Consider the following 20,501-nt stretch of genomic DNA (forward strand, 5'->3'; position numbering starts at 1 on the left):
GGCCTCGCTGGCAGCCGGCGCGGTGTTTGAAGCGCTGAGGCGAAGTGGGGCCATGGAATGCTCTTTCAACGATGCCGGTCCGGCAGGCGGTCATTTTCGATCTTTGGTGGACAGGGGGCAAATCCACAGGGTCCTGCCATGGTCGGGATACGCACACCGGCGAAGGAATGCTAGCGTCACCCCATGGATCTCCACCTCCCCGACGCCCAGGTGCACTGGCACCGCCACTGGCTATCCCGTGACGCCGCCGACACCCTCCAGCGCACGCTCCGCGAGGACGTCCCGTGGGAGGTGCACAAGATTCGCATGTTCGGCCGTCAGGTCGATTCCCCGCGCCTGAGCTGCTGGATGGGCGACCCGGCCGCGCGCTACCGCTATTCCGGTACCGAATTCGTGCCGCAGCCCTGGCATCCGGCGCTGCTGCCGCTGCGCGATCAGCTGGGCGAATTCTGTGGTCACGCCTTCAACAGCGTGCTGCTCAACCGCTACCGCGATGGCGATGATGGGATGGGCTGGCACAGCGACAATGAGCCCGAGTTGGGGCCGGCGCCGGTGATCGCGTCAGTGAGCCTGGGCGCGGCGCGGCGGTTCCTGCTGCGGCGCCGGGACGACCATGCCAAGAAGGCCGAGGTACTGCTGGACCATGGCGACCTGCTGGTCATGGGCGGTCAGACCCAGCGCCATTACCAGCATTCCCTGCCCAAGAGCGCCCGGCCGCTGGCCGAGCGCCTGAATCTCACGTTCCGCTGGATTACCGCACCCGGGTCGGCGTGACTGCAGCGCGGGCGTGATCCTGCTCGCCGGTCACCAGCGTCCAGCCCACCACGTTCGTGGTCAGTGTCTGCAGCCCCTGTTCCAGCGCGGCGGTGACCTGGGCGACGTCGCTGCTGCCGACCGGGTTTTCCTGGCGGAAGGTGCGGTCGGCGACCACGCGCTGGTCGATCACGTGGATCAGCTTGGCGTTCACCTCGATCAGCGCGGTGGGCGTGGCCTGGCCGCGGTAGTCCGCTTCGAAACGACGCACGTCCATGGCCAGCTTGTAGTCGGCGCGGATGCCGGTGGTGACCCGGGCCACGCCGTTGATGCGGCCGGAATCCTCGAAGCCGCGCACCAGCGCGTCATCGAGCATGTCGGTGGCCGGCTGGGCCCAGCTCACGCCCTTGTAGACCTCCAGTTCGGAGGGGGTCGGGCGCACGTTGATGCGCGGGCTGTCGACCACGCGCGCGGCGCTGGGCTTGACCAGCACCAGCTGCCAATCGACGGTCGGCCAGCTCGGGTCGGCCTGGATGCGGACCACGGGCGAATAGATGGTCACCGCGCTGCGTTCGTTGCTGCCCAGCAGCGAGCAGCCACCAAGCGCGGCGATCAGGGCGATCGGCAGCAGGGGCCGGAAGAAGGTCGGGTGGCTCATTTGGGTTCGAACTCCTTGGGTGCGTCACGGCCGAGCAGGTAGCGTGCCGGGTTGTTGTCCAGGCGGTCGCTGACCCGGCGCAGATCGCGGATCAGGCCGCGCAGCTCGGTCAGGGTCGGGCCGAGCTGGGCCAGGCCATCGTTGGCGAAGCTGTTGATCGCGGCGCGGTTCTCGCCAAGGATCGAATCGGCATTGCCGGCGGCCGAATCCAGCTTGCTCAGCGTGGTTTCCAGCTTGTCCAGGATCGGCGGCAGCTGCTGCACCAGGTTCTTGTCCAGGCGTTGGATGGTGCCATTGGTGCTCTTCAGGGTGACATCCAGGCTGCGGGCGGCATCGCGCGCGCTGAGCAGCAGCGCCTGGGTGCCCTGGTCGCGGTCGGCCAGGCCGCCGCTGATGGTTTCCAGGTTGGCCAGGGTCGCGTTGATGCTGGCCACGTTGCGGTCGCTGAGCACCTGGTCCATGCGCTCGACGATGCGGTTGGCCACGTCGGTGATGTTCTGCAGCGCAGACGGGGTAGTCGGGATGATCGGGGCCGGGTCCTTGTTGACCGCGGTCAGTGCGGCGGACTGCGGGGTACCACCACTGAGCTGGATGATCGACGGGCCGGTCAGGCTGGTGATCGCCAGCTTGGCGCGGGTGTCGGTCTTGACCGGCGTATTGGAGTTCAGCCGGATCCGCGCGACCACCTGGCGCGGGTCATCCGGCACCAGGTTCAGTTCGGTGATCGAGCCGACCGCGATGCCGTTGTACTGCACCGGGCTGCCCACCGACAGGCCGGTGACGGCCTCGCGGAACACCACGCGGTATTCCGTCCAGGTGCGATCGGATGAGTACTTGGCGGCCCACAGGCCGAAGGCCAGCAGCGCCAGTCCCACCACCAGGGTGAAGGCGCCGATCAGGACGTAATTGGCTTTGGTTTCCATGGCTTACTCGCTCTCGTGCTTTGCATCGCGCGCAGCACGCGCGCGCGGTCCGTGGAAGTACTCCTGGATCCACGGGTGGTCCAGTTGTTCGATCTCGTGCAGCGGGGCATTGGCGATGACCTTCCTGTCGGCCAGCACCGCCACCCGGTCACAGATCGCATACAGCGTGTCCAGATCATGTGTGATCAGGAAGACAGTCAGGCCCAGCGCTTCCTGCAGGGTCTTGATCAGGCGGTCGAAGGCGGCCGCGCCGATCGGGTCCAGCCCGGCGGTGGGCTCATCCAGGAACAGCAGCGGCGGGTCCAGCGCCAGCGCCCGGGCCAGGCCGGCGCGCTTGCGCATGCCACCGGACAGCTGCGAGGGCAGCTTGTTGATCGCATCGGCGGGCAGGCCGGCCAGCTTGACCTTGAGCAGGGCCAGTTCGTAATGCCAGCGCTCGGGCAGCTCGCCGTGATGTTCCTTCAGCGGTACCTGCACGTTCTCGCCCACGGTCAGCGACGAGAACAGCGCACCGTCCTGGAACAGCACGCCGGTGTTGCGTTCGATATGCAGGCGGTTGGCCGGGTCGCTGGAGCGGGCATCGACGCCCAGCACCTCGATCTGGCCATCGTCCGGCGTGCGCAGGCCCAGGATGCTGCGCATCAACACCGATTTGCCGGTACCCGAGCCGCCGACCACGCCCAGGATCTCGCCGCGTCGGACATCAAGATCCAAGCCGTCGTGTACCACCTGGGCGCCGAAACGGTTGGTCAGCCCGCGCACGCGGATCAGCAGTTCACCTTCATCCGTGGCGGCGTCGTCGCGGTCAGGGGCCGGGGCGGTGTCGGTGATCATCGGTTACCAGCCCATCTTCATGAACCACAGCGCGGCGAACGCGTCGAGGATGATCACCAGCGAAATGGCCTGCACCACGCTGGAGGTGGTGCGCTCGCCGACCGACTGCGCGGTGCCTTCCACCTTCAGGCCCTCCAGACAGCCGATCAGGCCGATCACCAGCGCGAACACCGGCGCCTTGGACAGGCCGACCAGCATGTTGCGTACTTCCATGGTGTCGTGCATGCGCGCGATATACATCTGCGGCGGGATATCCAGATCGAAGGCGCCGACGGTGATGCCACCGGCCAGGCCGGCGATCATTGCGATGAAGGTCAGCAGCGGCAACGTGATCAACAGCGCGATCAAGCGCGGCAGCACCAGCAGATCAACCGGGTCCAGGCCCAGCGTTTTCATTGCGTCGATTTCTTCGCGCGCCTTCATCGCACCGATCTGCGCGGTGAACGCACTGGCGGTGCGGCCGGCCAGCACGATCGCGGTCAACAACACGGCGAACTCACGCAGGAAGGCGATGCTGACCAGTTCGACCACGTAGATCTCGGCGCCGAAGTCGCGCAGGATCGTGGAGCCGAGGAAGGCGATCACCGCGCCCACCAGATAGGACAGCAGGGCGACCAGGGGCACTGCATCCAAGCCGACCTGTTCCATCTGGGCGACCGTGGCAGTGAGCCGGAAACGGCGCGGCTCCTTGATCAGGCGCGCACCCTTGACCAGGTTCTCGCCAAGGAAACTGGCCAGTGCCACGATGTTGTGGCCCATGCCGTGCACGCTGACACCGAGCCGCTCCAGCGCGGCCAGCACGCCGAAGTCCCGCTTGGCCTTGGGCCGGTCGTCGGCGACTTCCTCGATGGTCGAGACCAGCGCACGATGTTCCTCGCGGAACGTCACCGCATCCTCGCCGAGATCGGCGCGGTGGGCCACGCGCAGCAACTGCAGCACACCGGCCGAGTCGAGCAGGGTGATCCCGCTGGCATCCAGGCCGGTCACGTTCTCCGGAAGGCCACGCAGCACTTCGGCCGCGTCCAGCGCGGTGCGTAAAGTCCAATGGCCAGACAACCGGATCAGGCCGGGGTCCTGGGCATCCTGCTCGAGATGGGGGGCTTGGTCTGAGGTCATGTAGGCGTCCTGCGCGCAGCATACCCTGTCCGGGTGCATGGCTCGCGTATGCGCCGGGACGGGCTGAACGCGTCGGTCAGTGCGCCCCGTTCCTGCACGCAGGCGCACGATGACACCGGGATTCTTCAGGCCGGGGCGTGTTCGGGTAATACTACGGCGCATGTCTGCCGACGCCCCCACCATCGTTGCACCACCGGCCACCTACGCACAGCGCGTGGCCTTCGTTTCGGAAATGGCCGGGCGCCTGCACAGCTATGGCACCACCGCGCAGCGGCTGGAAGCAGCCGTGGTCGCGCTGGCGCAGCGCCTGGACCTGGATTGCGAGCCGTGGTCGAACCCGACTGGCCTGATCCTGAGTTTCAGCGACCCGACCAAGGCGATCGGTTCATCGGACATCACCCGTGTGATCCGGTTGGCACCGGGCGAGAACGACCTGCATAAACTCAGCATCGCCGACCAGATCACCGATGCGGTGGCCAACGGCGCCATGAGCATCGCGCAGGGCCATACCGCGCTGCGCCAGCTGGACAAGGATCCTGGCCGTTGGGGCAAGATCCGCACCATCCTTTCCTACAGCCTCGGCGCAGCGGGCGTGGCCGGCCTGTGGAAACTGCCGTGGCTGGATATCGCCACCGCCGGCGTGATCGGTCTGCTGATCGGCGTCATGGGCATGTATACCGACCGTCGCCCGGCCACGCGCGAAGCCAACGAGGCGTTGGCGGCCCTGCTGGCCGGCTCGGTGGCGACGCTGGTGGCCTCCTTCATCGGCGCGCTCAACCTCAACACGGTGATCATCGCCTCGCTGGTGGTGCTGCTGCCCGGGATGTCGCTGACCAATGCGGTCAATGAGCTGGCGAGCCAGCATTGGGTTTCGGGCACGGCGCGGTTTGCCGGTGCGGTGACCACGATCCTGAAACTGACGGTGGGCGCGGTGATCGCGGTGACGCTGTCGGGCATCGTCGGGCTGGAGCCGCTGGTCCGCGCTTCGCGGCCGCAGGCCGATTGGGTCGAATGGGGCGCGTTGCTGCTGGCCGCGTTCGCGTTCGCGATGTTGTTCAAGGCCAACCGCCGCGATTTCCCCTGGGTGATGGCGGCGGCCGTCGCCGGTTATGCGATATCGAAATTCGCCGGACAGGCGTGGGGCATCCCGGCCGGCATTTTCATGTCCGCGATGCTGCTGACCGCCGCCGGCAATCTGTTCGGTCGGCTGGCGCAGCGACCGGGCGCGATCATCCGCCTGCCCGGCATCATCATGCTGGTGCCCGGCAGTACCAGCCTGCGCGGCGTGCTGACGCTGGTCCAGCAGCAGGACATGAGCGCCGGGCAGACCGTGCTGATGACGGTGCTCAACGTGGTGATGGCGCTGGTGGCCGGCCTGCTGTTCGGTAATCTGCTGATCCCGGCGCGCAAGAATCTTTGACCGCCCGGTCACCGCGCGCGCCATCAACGGGTACGAAAACGCCGGCGCGAAGCCGGCGTTTTCATGTGCAGCAGTGACTGACCGGCTTACTTCTTGATCAGGAACTCTTCGACCTTCTTGCCCTTGGCGGTATGCGCGGCCAGCCAGCGCGGCTGCTTGCCACGGCCGGTCCAGGTTTCCTTCGGGTTGGCCGGGTTGCGATACTTCGGGGCGACCTTGCCGAGCTTGCGCACGGCCTTGGCCGGGGCCTTGGTGGCCTTGCTCGCGGCGCGGCCACGTGCGGCCGGGGCAGCGCCGCCGAACAGTTCTTCCACCGAATAGCCCTGGGCCTTGGCCAGCTTGGTCAGCTGTGCGCGGACTTTGGTGATCGCCGGACGCTTGGCCACGATGGTCTGCTGCTTCTTGGCGTTCTTGATCAGCGCGCCCAGCTCTTTGGCGGACAGGCCGCTCAGGTCAATGCTCATCTACTACTCCGCAATATATTAAGGACAGGGTGAGCCGGTCCTTGGCGTCGGAAACAGCATACATTCTCTTTTGCGAAATACACAAACAAACCGGAGATATTGAAACCGGGTCCACCATTGAAAAGGCCGGGTTATTCACCCGGCCTTTGTCTTTACTTCGTCAATTTTGCCAGCAGTGTGTCCTTGTCGAGGACCTCCGCTTCGGCGGCATTGCGCGCGCGGTACTCGAACGTGCCGGCGGCGACGCCGCGCTCGGAGACCACGATGCGGTGCGGCACGCCGATCAGTTCCATGTCGGCGAACATCGCGCCCGGGCGCAGGCCGCGGTCGTCCAGCGCCACATCCAGGCCGGCGGCCTGCAACTGTGCAAGCAGCTCGGCGGCGGTGGCCGCTACGGTCTCGTCCTGCTTCGGGTTGATCATGCAGACCACCACCTGCCACGGCGCCATCGCGTCGGGCCAGATAATGCCGGCGTCGTCATGATTCTGCTCGATCGCCGCGGCGACGATGCGCGAAATACCGATGCCGTAGCAGCCCATCGCCAATACCGCGGCCTTGCCGTTCTCGTCGAGGACGGTCGCATTCAACGCCTGCGCATACTGGCGGCCGAGCTGGAACACATGGCCAACTTCGATGCCGCGGGCGATCTTGAGTTCACCGCCATCGGCGGCACGATCACCGGCCTTGGCGTTGCGGATGTCCGCCACTTCCGGTTCGGGCAGGTCGCGGCCCCAGTTGACGCCGGCGATATGGAAGCCGGCTTCATTGGCACCGATGACGAAATCGGCCAGCGCGGCGACGTCGCGGTCGGCCACGATGCGGATCGGCAGGGCCGGATTGAGCGGGCCGAGGAAGCCCGGCTCGCTGCCCAGGTGCGTGGCAATCTCCGCCTCACTGGCCATGCGGTAGCCCTGCAGGCCCTCGACCTTGCCGAGCTTGATTTCATTGACGTCGTGATCGCCGCGCACCAGCGCCAGCACGAAACCGGCTTCGCTCATGATCGCGATCGACTTGACCGTGCGCTCCAGGCCCAGGCCAAGCAGGGCGGCCACGGCTTCACAGGTTTTCTGCGTGGGCGTATCGATTTTGCGCAGCGCTTCGCTGGCGGCCGGGCGCTCGCCCGGGGCCGCGGCGATGGCCGCTTCCATATTGGCCGCGTAATCCGAGCCGGTGGAAAACACCAGTGCGTCTTCGCCGGACTCGGCGATCACGTGGAATTCCTGCGAGGCATCGCCACCGATCGCGCCCGAGTCGGCCTGCACCATGCGGAAATCCAGGCCCAGGCGGGTGAAGATGCGGCTGTAGGCCGCCTTCATGTTCTCGTACTCGCGCACCAGGCAGTCATCGTGCAGGTGGAAGGAGTAGGCGTCCTTCATCAGGAATTCGCGCGAGCGCATCACGCCGAAGCGCGGCCGGATCTCATCGCGGAACTTGGTCTGGATCTGGAAGAAATTGACCGGCAGCTGCTTGTAGCTGGACAGCTCCTGGCGCGCGAAATCCGCGGCGGCTTCTTCAGCGGTCGGGCTGTAGCAGAACACCTGCTCCTTGCGATCCTTGATCTTCAGCAGCTGCGGGCCGAACTTTTCCCAGCGGCCGGTGGCTTCCCACAGTTCCTTGGGCTGGAGGGTCGGAATCTGGAATTCCACCGCGCCGGCACGCTCCATTTCCTCACGCACGATGCGCTCGACCTTGCGCAGCACGCGCAGGCCCAGCGGCGACCAGGTGTACAGCCCCGAGGCCAGCTTGCGGATCATGCCCGCGCGCAGCATCAAGCGGTGGCTGGTCAGCTCCGCGTCGCTGGGGGTTTCCTTGGTGGTGTGCAGGTGGAACTGGGAGAGGCGCATCGTCGGCTTCGCTGAACGGCAGAAGCCGATATTCTGCCAGTCCGGCCGCCGCGATGGGTGTTGCCGTTGGTTTTGGCTGCCTCGACGGGGCCGGTGGCTCAGGCCTTGGGGGTGCAGTAGGCCTGGATGGCGGCCTCGGCCAAGGTCTTCTGGGCGCTGCGCTGCTCGTCGGTCAGGGCGGTATCGGCCGTGCCGTCGCCATCGGCGTCCTGCATGACCTTGCCCGGCCCGTTGAGCAGGGTGAGATTGCCGCGGGCGTCGGTACAGGCCTTGTTCTCGGCCGGGGCGGTGGCGGTCTCGCGCGGGAGCGGGTCCCGGTTCTCGACCTGGCGGGCCTCGTACTTCTGCCCGGCCGGCGGCTTCTCCGAATACTGGGTGACGCCGTTGGCGTCTTTCCACTTATAGACAGTGCCGGCGCTGGCCGTGGCGCTGGCGAGCAGCAGCAGGGCGCTCAGACGGGACAGGGCACGCATGGCAACTCCGGGAACGGGGCAGAACCGCGATTGCAGCACCCCGCGCCGGTGCTGGCAAGCTAAACTGGCCGCATGGATCAGATGAAACCCCCGCCGCGCTCGCGCAGCATTTACCTGCTGCCCAACCTGTTCACCACCGCAGGCCTGTTCGCCGGCTTCTACGCGATCATCGCCGCGGCCAACGGCGACTTCGTGAATGCCGCAGTCGCGGTGTTTGTCGCGGCGGTCATGGATGGCCTGGACGGCCGTGTGGCCCGCCTGACCGGCACCAGCAGCGAATTCGGCGTGCAGTACGACTCGCTGGCCGATCTGGTCAGCTTCGGCATGGCCCCGGCCCTGGTGATGTACCACTGGTCGTTGTCCTGGCTGAAGTTCGACGACCCGGTGCTCGGCCGCGTTGGCTGGGCGGTCGCCTTCCTGTATGCCGCCTGCGCCGCGCTGCGCCTGGCCCGCTTCAATACCCAGGTAACCGTGGTCGACAAGCGCTGGTTCATCGGCTTGGCCAGCCCGGCTGCGGCCGGCCTGATGATGTCCTTCGTCTGGGCTTTCGCTGATGGCAACCTCGGCTGGGACGGCAACCAGCTGCGCTATGTCGCGCTGGGCGTGACCCTGGTGTCGGCACTGCTGATGGTCAGCCGGATCCGCTTCTGGAGCTTCAAGGGCAGTGGCGAGAAAGGACCGCGCGCGGATCGCGTGCCGTTCCTGGCGCTGGCCCTGGTGCCGATCGCCATCGCGATCATGGTCATTGATCTGCCGCGCGTGCTGTTCGCGGTGGGCGTGGTGTATGCCTTGTCCGGCCCGTGCTACTGGGCGTGGCAGCGCACCCGCAAGACGGTCGAGCCGAACGCGTGAGCGGGCAGGCGCTGCCGCCATTGTGGTCGCCGGCGCAGCAGTCCTGGCTGCAGGCGATGGGTTATACGGTGTTCGTCGACGGCAGCGTCGAGCCGGAAGCCGCTGCGGTACCTGATGTCCAGCTCAGCGCGGCGCCGCTCGCCGAGTCGTCCGCGCCGGTGCGCCAGTCGCGGCCAGCACCGGCGGTGGATGCGCCCGCGCCGGTACGCCGAAGCGCGCCGCGCACGGTCGAAGAAGGCGCGCCGCCATCCGTCCCGGCGGCCACGCCGGCACGCGGAGGCGGAGGCCGCCGCGCGGCGGTCCGGATGCCCGATCGCCTGCAGATCGCCCTGTTGCGCGCCTCCGGCTGCAACCCGGCCGAGCCGGACACCCAGGCCTTGATGGCCAGCTGGAACCTGGATGAACTGCGCAGCAGTGCCGCCGCCAAGCGCGCGTTGTGGCCGCAGCTGCGCGCCCTGCGCAAGCGGGGCCGACCGTGAGCGCGGTGAGCTCGCCGCGGCCGTTGTCGTTGCGCGCGCTGCGCGAAAGCGACCTCAATGCGGTGATGGCCATCGAGGTGCGCGGTTACCCGTACCCGTGGACCCGCGGCATCTTCCAGGACTGCCTGCGTGCCGGTTATCCCGGCCTGGCGATGGAAGAGGACGGTCTGCTGATGGGCTATGGCCTGCTCAGCATCGCCGCCGATGAAGCGCATATCCTCAACATCTGTGTGGACCCGCTGTGCCAATCGCGCGGCCACGGCCGCTACCTGCTGCGCGCGCTGGTGAAGCTGGCGCGTGACCACGGTGCGCACCGGGTGTTCCTGGAAGTGCGCCCGTCCAATACCTCGGCGGTGGCGCTGTACCACAGCGAAGGGTTCAACGAGATCGGCCGCCGGCCGCGCTATTACCCTGCCCGCGACGGGCGCGAGGATGCGCTGGTGATGGCCATCGAGCTGGTTGACGACGACATCCAGGTGATGCCGCCGCTCTGACAGCGTGGGGGGGTGCTACGCCAACCGCAGCACCACTGCCCCGAGCACGATCAGGCCGGCGGCGATCCAGCGTTGGCGGGTAACGCGTTCGCGCAGGAGCCACGCCGAGATCAGGATGCCGAACAAGATCGAGGTTTCGCGCAGTGCGGCGATCATCGCGATCGGCGCGACCGTCATGGCCCACAGCGCCAGCCCGTAGGAGACCAGCGTGCCGATGCCGCCGGTGATGCCGTAGCCCCAGTTGCGGCGCGCATAGTCACGCAGCGCGCTGGCGCGTGTGCACACCGCCCACAGTGGCAAAGGCAGGCCGGAAAGCAGAAACAGCCACAACGTGTAGCTCACCACGGCACCCGAGTGACGCGCGCCCCAACCATCGACCAAGGTGTAGGTGGCGATGACACCGGCATTGAGCAGCGGCAGCCACAGATGCTGGCGCGAGGTGCCGCGGGTCATGCACAGGATGCCCAGGCAGATCAGCCCGATGCCGGCCCACGCGATCCATGCCAGGCGCTCACCCAGAAACAGCGTGCTGATCAGCGCGACCAGGATCGGCGCGCAGCCGCGCATCAGCGGGTAGGACGCGCTCATGTCGGTCACTTGGTAAGTACGCGCGACAAGCACGTAGTACCCGACCTGGAGCAGGGTCGAGGCGGCCAGCCATGGCCAGCTCTGCGCGGCGGGTGTGGGCACGAACGGCAGCGCGATCGCGGCAATCACCGCCGCCGAGCCGGTGACCAGGATCGTGGTCAGCAGCGTGTCGGTGCCACGTTTGACGATCGCGTTCCAGCTGGCATGCAGCAGGGCGGCCAACAGCACGATGCAGAAGAGGGACAGCGACATCGTGTCGGCGGTCATTCAATCCGTGGACGAACCCGCATCATGCCGCAGATGGGCAGGCATCGGGCCCGTAACCGCGCAGGCGGGCCCTACCTACGTTATCGGCCCAGGGTAGAGCCACCCCATGGGTGGCTGCACGCCATCCCGCCCCGGAAGGCAGCCACCCATGGGGTCGCTCTACCCTGGCCCCGCAGAAGCAGCCACGCATGGCGTGGCTCTACCCGTGCGCTTACAGCTTCGCGCGCTGCGAACGCAGACCGTCCAGCTGGGCGGTCCATTCGACCAGGCGCACGCGCTCCTGCTCGACCACAGCCGCCGGCACCTTGTCGGTGAACTTGGCCAGCTTGGTCCCGCTCTTTTCCTTCTCCGATTCCACCCGGGCGATTTCCTTGTCCAGGCGCGCGCGCTCGGCACCCAGATCGACCAGGCCCTCCAGCGGCACCAGCAAGGTGAGATCGCCCACGATCGCGGCGGCGGCCGGCGGCGTGTCGCTGCCGTTGGCCAGCCACTCGATGCGCTCCAGCTTGAGCAGGAACGACAGCGAGGAGGTGAAGCGGGTCATGCGCGCGCGGTCGTCGTCGCTGCCACCCTGCAGCAGCAGCGGCACCAGCTTGGACGGCGGCACGTTCAACTCGCTGCGCACTCGGCGCAGCGCGTTGACCATCGACTTCAGCCATTCCACGTCGGCTTCGGCGCGGGCGAAATCACCGGCGAACTCTTCGGCGGTCGGGTACGGCCGCAGCGAGATGGTGTCGTCGGTGAGGCCCAGGCGCGGGGCGACCTGGCGCCACAGCTGCTCGGTGACGAACGGGGTCAGCGGGTGCAGCAGGCGCAGCAGCGCTTCGAGCACGTACAGCAGGGTGTGGCGGGTGCTGTTGGCATCGTCGGCATCGGCGCCGTTGAGGGCCGGCTTGGTCAGTTCCAGGAACCAATCGCAGAACTCGTTCCAGGCAAATTCGTACAGGCACTGCGCCAGCAGATCGAAGCGGTAGTTGGCGTAATGCGTCTGCGCTTCGGCCGAGACCACGGCCAGGCGCGCGAGGATCCAGCGCTCGGCATCGGTGCGCGGCTGCGGCACGCCGGTGAAGCTGCTGCCCTCAGTGTTCATCAGGGTGAAGCGGCTGGCGTTCCACAGCTTGTTGCAGAAGTTCTTGTAGCCCTCGGCGCGGTTCATGTCGAACTTGATATCGCGGCCGTGGGTGGCGAGCGCGGCGATGGTGAAGCGCAGCGCATCCGCACCGTGGGCGATGATGCCCTCGGGGAATTCGCGGCGCGTCGCCTTCTCGATCTTCGGCGCGTCCTTGGGCTTCATCAGGCCGGTGGTGCGCTTGGCGACCAGGTCCTCGATGGAGATGCCATCGATGATGTCCAGCGGGTCCAGCACGTTGCCCTTGGACTTGGACATCTTCTGGCCCTGCGCATCGCGGATCAGGCCGGTGATGTAGACGTCCTTGAACGGGATCTTCCCGGTGAAGCTGTCGGTGGCCATGATCATGCGGGCCACCCAGAAGAAGATGATGTCGAACCCGGTGATCAGCACCGACGACGGCAGGTAGCGCTCGAAACCGCGCGCGTCCATCGCCTGCTCGTTCGGCCAGCCCAGGGTGGAGAACGGCCACAGCTGCGAGGAGAACCAGGTCTCCAGCACGTCACTGTCCTGGTGCAGGGCGAGGTCGGCGGCGAGGTTGTTCTTCGCGCGCGCTTCGGCTTCATCACGGCCGACATAGCAGTTGCCCGCATCGTCGAACCACGCCGGAATGCGGTGGCCCCACCACAGCTGGCGGCTGATGCACCAATCCTGGATGTTCTCCATCCAGTGGCGGTAGGTGTTGATCCAGTTGGCCGGGACGAACTGGATGCTGCCGTTCTCGACCAGCTCCAGGCCGCGCTTGGCCAGCACGTCCATCTTCACGAACCACTGGTCGGTCAGGTACGGCTCGATCACCTGCTGGGTACGATCGCCACGCGGCACCTGCAGCTTGTGCGCCTTGGTTTCGACCAGGATGCCCAGGTCTTCCAGCTCGGCCAGGATCACCTTGCGCGCTTCGTAACGGTCCAGCCCGCGGTATTTCTCCGGGGCGTTGTCGTTGATTGCCGCCACCGGGGTGAACAGGTTGATCATCGGCAGGTTGTGGCGCAGGCCGACCTGGTAATCGTTGAAATCGTGCGCGGGGGTGACCTTGACCACGCCGGTGCCGAACTCGCGGTCGACGTAATCATCGGCGATCACCGGGATCTCGCGGTCGGTCAGCGGCAGCTTCACCATTTTGCCGATCAGGTGCGCGTAGCGCTCGTCTTCGGGGTGCACCATCACCGCGGTGTCGCCGAGCATGGTTTCCGGGCGGGTGGTGGCCACGGTCAGGGTGCCGCTGCCATCGGCCAGCGGGTAGCTGATCGACCACAGGAAGCCGTCTTCCTCCACGCTCTCCACTTCCAGATCGGAAATGGCCGTCTTCAGCACCGGATCCCAGTTGACCAGGCGCTGGCCACGGTAGATCAGGCCCTGCTCGTGCCAGCGCACGAACGCCTCGACCACCGCTTCGGACGGCTGCGGGTCCATGGTGAAGGTGCTGCGCGACCAGTCGCTGGAGGTGCCCAGACGGCGCATCTGGCGCTCGATGGTGTCACCGGACTGCGCCTTCCACTCCCACACCTTCTCGATGAAGCCGTCGCGGCCCAGCGAATCGCGGGTCTCACCGGTGTTGGCCAGCGCCAGGTTGCGCGACACCACCATCTCGGTGGCGATGCCGGCGTGGTCGGTGCCGACCTGCCACAACGTGTCGTAGCCACGCATGCGGTGGTAACGCACCAGTGCATCCATCAGGGTCTGCTGGAAGGCATGGCCCATGTGCAGCGTGCCGGTCACGTTCGGCGGCGGCAGCAGGATGGTGTACGGCTCGCCCTTGCCGGACGGCTTGAAATGGCCGGCCTTCTCCCACGCGTCGTACAGCGCGGTTTCAAAGGTTTTCGGGTCGTAGCTGGAGGCGAGTTGGGTCATGCGGGAACCAGGATCGAATACGGAAGGTGGGGGTGCCGGAAGCTCAGCGCCCGAAGGCGCGGCGGATCTTCTGGTCGGTATGGAACTGTGAGACCGCGTAGGCGGCCCAGATCGCGGCGGGCAGCCAGCCGATCAGCGTGATCTGCAGGATCAGGCAGAGGATGCCTGCGATCGGGCGGCCGATGGTGAAGAAGGCGAACCAGGGAAAGATCAGGGCGATCAACAGGCGCATCAAGGGTCTCCGGGGGCGGCGGCGACCGGACGGGCGCCGCGCGGGTTACATGTCGTATTTGTTCAGGTCAAAGCCCAGTGCCTTGTACTGGCGCCAGCGCTCGCGCAGCGGTTCGCGCGCTTCCGGGTCGGCCGGCACCACTTCCAGCACGCGGTCGCAGGCGGCCAGGTAGGGATCGTCGCGCAGGTTGATCACCAGCGGCCGGGCCGGGGCCTCGGTGCCGGGAACGGCGATCAGCACCAGCGCCTCTTCCTCGTCCATGTCTTCGCCGGCGATCTGGTGCGGGATGTAGGCATCGTTGTCGAACGCCCACAGCAGCTCGTCCAGCTCTTCGGCCTGGGCCTGGTCGCGTGCCAGCACCAGGGTGAACAGCCCGGCGTCATTGGCCTTGCGGGCCAGTTCGCAGACCAGGCGCAATGGCTCGGTCAGGAAGCGGGGCTTGGCGATCAGGTAGAAATCAGCACGGGACATGGCAGGGCCTGGAGCGGAGGGAGAACCCGGCGCCAGGCCGGGCGGGATCGCGGCCACCCGCAGGCGGCCGCGATCGGGCAGGGCATCAGGCGCGGGCGGCCTGGTCCAGCAGCCACTGGCTCAGCAGGCCGACCGGACGGCCGGTGGCCATGCCGCGCTTGCCTTCGTCGCTGGCCACGCCGGCGATGTCCAGATGAGCCCAGCGCTGGCCTTCGGCGAAGCGCGACAGGAAGCAGCCGGCGGTGATCGCACCGGCCCAGCGGCCGCCGATGTTGTAGATATCGGCGAAGCTGGAATCCAGCATCGGCTGGTACTCGTCCCACAGCGGCAGGCGCCAGGCGCGGTCGAACACGTGCTCACCGGCGGCCAGCAGCTCGTTGGCGAGGTCGTCGTGCTTGCTCATCAGGCCGGCGGTCTGGTGGCCCAGCGCCACCAGGCAGGCACCGGTCAGGGTGGCCACGTCGATCAGCGCGGCCGGCTCGAAGCGCTGCGCGTAGGTCAGCGCGTCGCACAGGATCAGGCGGCCTTCGGCGTCGGTGTTGCCCACTTCGATGGTCTTGCCCGACATCGAGGTGATCACGTCCGACGGGCGGTAGGCATTGCCGTCGATGGCGTTCTCGACCGCCGGCACCACCACCACCAGGTTGAGCGGCAGCTTGGCCGTCACGGCCGCGACGAAGGTGCCGATGACGTTGGCGCCACCGCACATGTCGTACTTCATCTCTTCGATGCCGCCCTGGGTCTTCAGATTGACGCCACCGGTATCGAAGGTGATGCCCTTGCCGACCAGCACATAGGGCTTGGCGTCGCCGCCGTTGTTCCACTTCAGCACGACCAGGTGCGGGCGGTTGGCCGAGCCACGGGCCACGGCCAGCAGCGAGCCCATGCCCAGCGCTTCCATCTGGTGCTCGTCCAGCACCTCCGCTTCGGCGCCTGCATGCGCCTGCGCGAACGCGACCGAGGACTCGGCCAGGTAGGCCGGGGTGCAGACGTTCGGCGGCAGGTTGCCCAGCTCGCGGGCGTACTGCACGCCGGCGGCGATGGCCTGGCCCTGGGCCAGCGCCTGGGTGTCGGTGCCGGCGATGGCCAGCGTGGTCAGGCCCGGCTCGTCGGCCTTCTTCTTGCCCAGCGTGGCGCTGTAGCGGTAGGCGGCGTGGTCGGCGGTGATGATGGCCTGGCGGATGTTCCAGGCGGCATCGCGGCCCTTGACCTCGATCTCGGTCAGGGTGAACAGCGCCTGATGGTTGACGCCGCTCTTGAGGGCGCGGCTGGCATCGCCGACCGCCTTGAGGTACTGCGCCACGCCGAACTTGGCCGGCTCGCCCAGCCCGACCACGAGCACGCGTGCGGCGGTGACGCCGGGCAGATCGTGCAGCAGGGTCGTATTGCCGGTCTTGCCGCCCACGTCGCCGCGGGCGATCAGGGCCGACAGACGGCCACCGGACGCGGTGTCCAAGGCCTGTGCCGCGGGGCTCAGGGTCTGGTCGGCATAGGCGCCGACGATGACGCAATCGCACTCGGCCGAGGCCGGCGCTGCGTGGTTCAGGGTGAATTCCAGGGCCATTGATCAGATTCCGTTGGCAAAACCGTACAATCGCGAGCTGTTTACGTCCCGTCAGTAGACTGGGCAGCACCGCGAACGAATCCGAGAGTTTAAACCACCGCCCCATGTCGAAGCTCGATCGCTATCTCCTGCGTGATTTCGTCCAGAGTTTCCTGGCCACCCTCATCGTGTTGCTGGTGGTGAGTGTCGGCGGGGTCCTGGTGGACATCCTCGGCAACATCGCCGACGGCCGTCTGCCTGCCCGCCTGCTGTTCTCCCAGTTGGGCCTGCAGTTCATCGTCTACATGCCGCTGATCCTGCCGCTGGCGCTGATGCTGGGCCTGCTGCTGGCCACCGCGCGGCTCTACCGGGACTCGGAAATGGCGGTCATCACCGCCATCGGTGTCGGCCCCAAGCGCCTGCTGCGGCCCCTGATGATGCTGGTGGTGCCGGTGGTCGGCCTGATCGGGCTGTGCTCGCTGTGGCTGGGCCCCTGGGCCGACCGCACCAGCGAGACCATGATCGACGAGGCCAACCGCAGCGTGGTCATGGCCGGCCTGGAGGCCGGCAAGTTCACCCCGCTGCCCAACGGCGGCGTGGTCTACCTGGCCTCGGTCTCCCCCGACGGCACCCAGTTGGGCAAGGTGTTCCTGCAGCGCCAGAAGGAAGACCGCATCGAAGTGATCTCTGCCGACCACGGCCGGATGTACTTCGAGGGCGCCAAGCAGCGCTATCTGGAGCTGGATGACGGCCACCAGGTCGAGGGCCCGGCCAACGGTGCGCTGGATTACAAGCTGATGACCTTCGCCCGCAACGACGTGGCCATGCCCGACGGTGCCGAGACCCGCAAAGACGATGACCCCGAACTGCTGCGCACCACCGAGCTGTTCGGCGATGAGCGCCCGGAGGCCCAGGCCCAGCTTCACTCGCGCATCGCCCCGCCGCTGATCGCGCTCGCCTTCGCCCTGATGACCCTGCCGCTGGCCCGCAGTTCGCCGCGGCAGCAGCGCTACGGCCGGATGATGCTGGCCTTCATGGCCTACATGGTGGGCATGAACCTGATGTTCATCGGCACCCGCTGGATCGCCGATGGCAAGATCCCCGCCGTGGCGGGCCTGTGGTGGCTGACGCTGCCGTTGCTTGCCCTCGCCCTATGGATGTATTTCCGCGACGGCAAACTGTCGCGTCCCCGGAGGACCGCATGAACGTGTTGCGCCCCATGCGGTTTGATCTGTACCTGGGCCGTGCCGTGTTCGGCACCGTCCTGCTGACCTGGGCGGTGCTGGTCGGCCTGGACGTGGTGATGGCCTTCTCCGGGGAGTTCAAGGACGTTGGCAAGGGCAGCTACACCGTCGGCCACGCGGCCGCCTGGGTGCTCTACACCGTGCCTCGCCGCGCCTATACCTTCTTCCCGACCGCCGCCGTGATCGGCGCGCTGATGGGCCTGGGCCAGCTGGCCGCCACCTCCGAACTCACCGCACTGCGCGCGCTGGGCCTGTCGCGCAAGCGCCTGAGCGTCTCGGTCGCGATCGCGCTGTCGCTGATGACCGCGGTCATGGTGTTCAGCGGCGAAACGCTGGGCCCCTGGGGCCAGAGCAAGGCCGATGACGTCAAGATCAGCGCCAGGTGGGGCAGCAGCCTGAGCGCGGCCCGCTATTCGGGCGTGTGGGCGCGGGAAGGCGATACCTTCCTCAACGCGATCAGCGGCGACGAGCAGCTGCAGGCCGGGGGCGGCACGCGCCTGATCCTGCACGACGTGCGTCTGTACAAGATCGCCGACGACGGCCGCTTGGCCTCGATGACGTATGCCACCACCGCCGAACATGACGCCAGAGGCTGGGTGTTGAACAAGGTGCGCCGCGATATCTTCGGTGAGCGTTCGGCAACGCGCGAGACGGCCGAGTCCGAGCCATGGGATTCACGCTTGGATGCGGCGGCGCTGGCCAGCGGCATTTCCAAGCCACGCAATCTGACGGCGATGGATCTGCGTAACAGCATCGAGTACCGCAAGCGCAACGGGCTGGATGCGCGCGATTACGAGGATGTGTACTGGAGCCGTTGGTTCTATCCGATCAATGTGTTGGCGTTGTGCCTGGCGGCGATACCGTTCGCGTTCGGTTCGCTGCGCAGTGGCGGTATGGGCAAGCGGTTGTTCCTGGGCATTCTGTTCGCGTTGGGCTTCTGGTTGCTGCAGTTGTTCTTCGGCCGCATGGCCGGTGCGCTGAAGTTCGATTACCGGATTGCGTATGCGTTGCCGCCGATCGTGATGATGGTGGTGTCCGGGTTGTTGTTCCGACGTAAGTCGGGCTGATTCATCCGGCCGGCCTGGCGGCAAACGCCGAAGCCAACGCCAACGCCAACGCCAACGCCAACGCCAACGCCAAAGCGGCCACCATGTGCTGTCGAGCTAGGCGCGACGGGCTCGCCATTCCGGGACCCGCCGCAAGTACGTCCCTGTAGCAACTGTTGCTGGAGGGAGTTCGGTCCCTCCAGTAGACGGACGCGGTAGTGCCGGCCGCTGGCCGGCAGCCTTTGGAGATGTGCCCGTGCGCGCTTCAGGCCGGGATTGGTCCGCTTTGAGCGTCGCGCACGCGGGCGTTGAGGATCACCAGCATCTTCCGCATTACCGCCACGATCGCCACTCCTGACGGATCTCGGCTCGACCGCCGTGGATGCTTCGTTTTCCGCGTATCGTCCCGCTGTCGTGGGACATCGGTGCCACGCCCACCAGGCTGGCGATGGCCTTGCCGCTGATCTGGCCCAGCTCAGGCAGGTAGCTGGCCAGCACCGCCTGTAGCCCCGGTCCCACGCCCTTCATCGACTTCAGAATCGTGAGCTGGGGCTGTTGAGCGACTTGCTCGGCAATCTGCTTTCCCAGGCGTTCTACCAGTGTCTGCAAGCGGGTGATGTTGGTCTGCAAAAGCCGTCGCAATTCACGATCACGCACCATTTCCTGCTGCTGTCGCGCTACGGTCAGGGCCTGCATCATCTGTCGACGTGCCCGCACAAATTCCCGCAGTTTCTGCTGCCAAGGCTCTAGTGGCTGGTAGGCCGGCAGTTTCACCAGCGCGGCCATCTGTGCCAATGCATAGGCATCCAAGCGGTCTGTCTTGGCTATTTGGCCCAGCCCCTGAGCTAGTTTCCGCGCCCGAAAGGCATTGGCGCGCACCACCCGATGGCCTGCCTTGTGCAGGAAATCCAGCACGGGCTGCTCATATCCGCCGGTGGCCCCCAGCACGATCTGGATCGCTGGACGCTTCTTCAGCCAAGCGTTCAATTCAACAAAGCCAGAGGGGCTATTGCTGACCTGCAGGGTCTCTCTGTCCGTCGTGCCGACATCCAGCTGGCGCTTGCTTACATCAATCCCGATCCCGTTCATCGCCCGACTCCGTATAGTCTGGAAGGGTCGAGAGCTCCCCCGCTTGCCCAGTCTTATCGCTTCGAGTGTCAGCTCCAGCAACTGTTCGGGCGGATCAAGGGAGATTCCGGCGTGGGCGCCAAGCTACATGGCGATCGCTCAGATCCAGGCTCGTACGGCGGCCCACGCCGGCTCTCGGCACCTAAGCTGCCAGATTCCGAACAGATAAGGCTCGTGTGCTGCCATCCATGGCAGCACACGGTCCCGGCCTGGCAATCCCGCCGCGCCTCCGACAGTGTGCTGGTGGGGGAGGGGAGAGCAGCCGGGCATGGCCCGGCTCTACCCGTTCTGATGGATTGGCGAAGTGACGCTGTTCGTATTGAATCTTGGCGACTGAGCGACTGAGCGACTGAGCGACTGAGCGACTGAGCAATTGAGCAATTGAGCAATTGATCGACGAAGGCTTGATCGATTGAGCGAAGGTACGACTTCGCTATGAAGATTGCGCTCCTTACGCGTCTTGATCGCGAGAGCCGGTACTGAGTGCGAAACGTCGGTCACGCAACAAATCCGCTTTGATCAACCGCACTTCGCAATCTGTCAATGCGGAGAGGCGCAGCCCATTTCAGGGCCGTAGTGCGCCATGGATGGCGCACTACGAGCTTACATGGACGTACTTGCAGCGGGCCCAGAAATGGGTTGCGCCTCTCCGCAAACGCACAGAAAACAGAGGCGCTGCTTTCAGCGCTGTT

At 66.5% G+C, this 20,501-nt stretch carries 18 protein-coding genes and 2 pseudogenes; 7 read left to right on the forward strand and 13 right to left on the reverse strand.

Going from position 1 to position 20,501, the window contains the following annotated elements; genetic code table 11:
• Positions 1-183: 183 nt before the first annotated feature.
• Entirely contained in the window at positions 184-774 is a 591-nt protein-coding gene (locus AC06E9_RS09480) for an alpha-ketoglutarate-dependent dioxygenase AlkB family protein (protein WP_121042584.1), read from the forward strand.
• Here the strand turns inward: AC06E9_RS09480 and AC06E9_RS09485 are convergent.
• Genes AC06E9_RS09485 through AC06E9_RS09500 form a run of 4 tightly spaced genes read right to left on the reverse strand, consistent with a single transcriptional unit; the run spans position 752 to position 4,323 of the window.
• Positions 752-1,411: an ABC-type transport auxiliary lipoprotein family protein gene (locus AC06E9_RS09485; RefSeq protein ID WP_121042586.1), complete on the reverse strand. Its 660-nt coding sequence runs from the start codon at positions 1,409-1,411 to the stop codon at positions 752-754. The genes AC06E9_RS09480 and AC06E9_RS09485 overlap by 23 nt on opposite strands.
• Positions 1,408-2,334: an MlaD family protein gene (locus tag AC06E9_RS09490; RefSeq protein WP_121042588.1), complete on the reverse strand. Its 927-nt coding sequence runs from the start codon at positions 2,332-2,334 to the stop codon at positions 1,408-1,410. The genes AC06E9_RS09485 and AC06E9_RS09490 overlap by 4 nt, the downstream gene beginning before the upstream one ends.
• Before the next feature lie 3 nt (positions 2,335-2,337).
• Positions 2,338-3,168, reverse strand: coding sequence for an ABC transporter ATP-binding protein (locus AC06E9_RS09495; protein WP_152152444.1), 831 nt, complete (start codon positions 3,166-3,168; stop codon positions 2,338-2,340).
• A 3-nt stretch (positions 3,169-3,171) separates the two neighbouring features.
• A complete protein-coding gene (locus tag AC06E9_RS09500; protein ID WP_428999465.1) occupies positions 3,172-4,323 on the reverse strand; it encodes an ABC transporter permease in 1,152 nt (383 codons plus the stop codon).
• Positions 4,324-4,444: 121 nt separating this feature from the next.
• Between AC06E9_RS09500 and AC06E9_RS09505 the strand changes: the two genes are divergently transcribed.
• Positions 4,445-5,704, forward strand: coding sequence for a threonine/serine exporter family protein (locus AC06E9_RS09505; protein ID WP_121042593.1), 1,260 nt, complete (start codon positions 4,445-4,447; stop codon positions 5,702-5,704).
• A gap of 89 nt (positions 5,705-5,793) precedes the next feature.
• On the opposite strand, the pseudogene AC06E9_RS09510 reads toward AC06E9_RS09505, so the two are convergent.
• The 3 genes and pseudogenes from AC06E9_RS09510 to AC06E9_RS09520 all read right to left on the reverse strand — a co-directional run.
• Positions 5,794-6,168, reverse strand: a pseudogene (locus AC06E9_RS09510) (H-NS histone family protein); the annotation flags it as partial.
• 152 nt (positions 6,169-6,320) lie between these two features.
• A complete protein-coding gene (locus AC06E9_RS09515) occupies positions 6,321-8,012 on the reverse strand; it encodes a proline--tRNA ligase (RefSeq protein WP_121042597.1) in 1,692 nt (563 codons plus the stop codon).
• Positions 8,013-8,110: 98 nt separating this feature from the next.
• Positions 8,111-8,485: a DUF4124 domain-containing protein gene (locus AC06E9_RS09520; protein ID WP_121042599.1), complete on the reverse strand. Its 375-nt coding sequence runs from the start codon at positions 8,483-8,485 to the stop codon at positions 8,111-8,113.
• Between the two features lie 72 nt (positions 8,486-8,557).
• On the opposite strand from AC06E9_RS09520, the gene pssA reads away from it, so the two are divergent.
• From pssA to rimI, 3 genes are read left to right on the forward strand one after another with little or no spacing between them, the layout of a single operon-like run.
• Complete coding sequence (gene pssA / locus AC06E9_RS09525; RefSeq protein WP_121042601.1) at positions 8,558-9,337, forward strand: CDP-diacylglycerol--serine O-phosphatidyltransferase; 780 nt, start codon at positions 8,558-8,560, stop codon at positions 9,335-9,337.
• Positions 9,334-9,816: a hypothetical protein gene (locus tag AC06E9_RS09530; protein ID WP_226956622.1), complete on the forward strand. Its 483-nt coding sequence runs from the start codon at positions 9,334-9,336 to the stop codon at positions 9,814-9,816. The genes pssA and AC06E9_RS09530 overlap by 4 nt, the downstream gene beginning before the upstream one ends.
• Positions 9,813-10,310: a ribosomal protein S18-alanine N-acetyltransferase gene (gene rimI / locus AC06E9_RS09535; RefSeq protein WP_121042847.1), complete on the forward strand. Its 498-nt coding sequence runs from the start codon at positions 9,813-9,815 to the stop codon at positions 10,308-10,310. The genes AC06E9_RS09530 and rimI overlap by 4 nt, the downstream gene beginning before the upstream one ends.
• A 15-nt stretch (positions 10,311-10,325) precedes the next feature.
• Here the strand turns inward: rimI and AC06E9_RS09540 are convergent, their stop codons facing one another.
• From AC06E9_RS09540 to AC06E9_RS09560, 5 genes are all read right to left on the reverse strand, one after another.
• The gene (locus AC06E9_RS09540; RefSeq protein WP_121042851.1) at positions 10,326-11,150 is read right to left on the reverse strand and encodes a DMT family transporter; all 825 of its coding nucleotides are present in this window, start codon (positions 11,148-11,150) and stop codon (positions 10,326-10,328) included.
• Positions 11,151-11,376: 226 nt separating this feature from the next.
• Positions 11,377-14,145, reverse strand: a complete 2,769-nt coding sequence (locus tag AC06E9_RS09545; protein ID WP_478055964.1) for a valine--tRNA ligase — start codon at positions 14,143-14,145, stop codon at positions 11,377-11,379.
• A gap of 43 nt (positions 14,146-14,188) precedes the next feature.
• Entirely contained in the window at positions 14,189-14,377 is a 189-nt protein-coding gene (locus AC06E9_RS09550; protein ID WP_121042605.1) for a YqaE/Pmp3 family membrane protein, read from the reverse strand.
• 45 nt (positions 14,378-14,422) lie between these two features.
• A complete protein-coding gene (locus AC06E9_RS09555) occupies positions 14,423-14,848 on the reverse strand; it encodes a DNA polymerase III subunit chi (RefSeq protein WP_019182556.1) in 426 nt (141 codons plus the stop codon).
• Between the two features lie 85 nt (positions 14,849-14,933).
• Positions 14,934-16,412 (reverse strand): leucyl aminopeptidase, encoded by a 1,479-nt coding sequence (locus AC06E9_RS09560; RefSeq protein ID WP_121042607.1) that lies wholly within the window; start codon positions 16,410-16,412, stop codon positions 14,934-14,936.
• A gap of 104 nt (positions 16,413-16,516) precedes the next feature.
• Between AC06E9_RS09560 and lptF the strand changes: the two genes are divergently transcribed.
• Positions 16,517-17,596, forward strand: a complete 1,080-nt coding sequence (gene lptF / locus AC06E9_RS09565; protein ID WP_121042609.1) for an LPS export ABC transporter permease LptF — start codon at positions 16,517-16,519, stop codon at positions 17,594-17,596.
• Positions 17,593-18,702, forward strand: a complete 1,110-nt coding sequence (lptG, locus tag AC06E9_RS09570; protein WP_428999466.1) for an LPS export ABC transporter permease LptG — start codon at positions 17,593-17,595, stop codon at positions 18,700-18,702. Before lptF ends, lptG begins: the two co-directional genes overlap by 4 nt.
• A gap of 244 nt (positions 18,703-18,946) precedes the next feature.
• Here lptG and AC06E9_RS09575 read toward each other — a convergent pair.
• A pseudogene (locus AC06E9_RS09575) lies at positions 18,947-19,770 on the reverse strand (IS110 family RNA-guided transposase).
• Positions 19,771-20,501 lie beyond the last annotated feature (731 nt).

This window comes from Stenotrophomonas sp. Steno-Z10-BAI, from assembly GCF_056393115.1.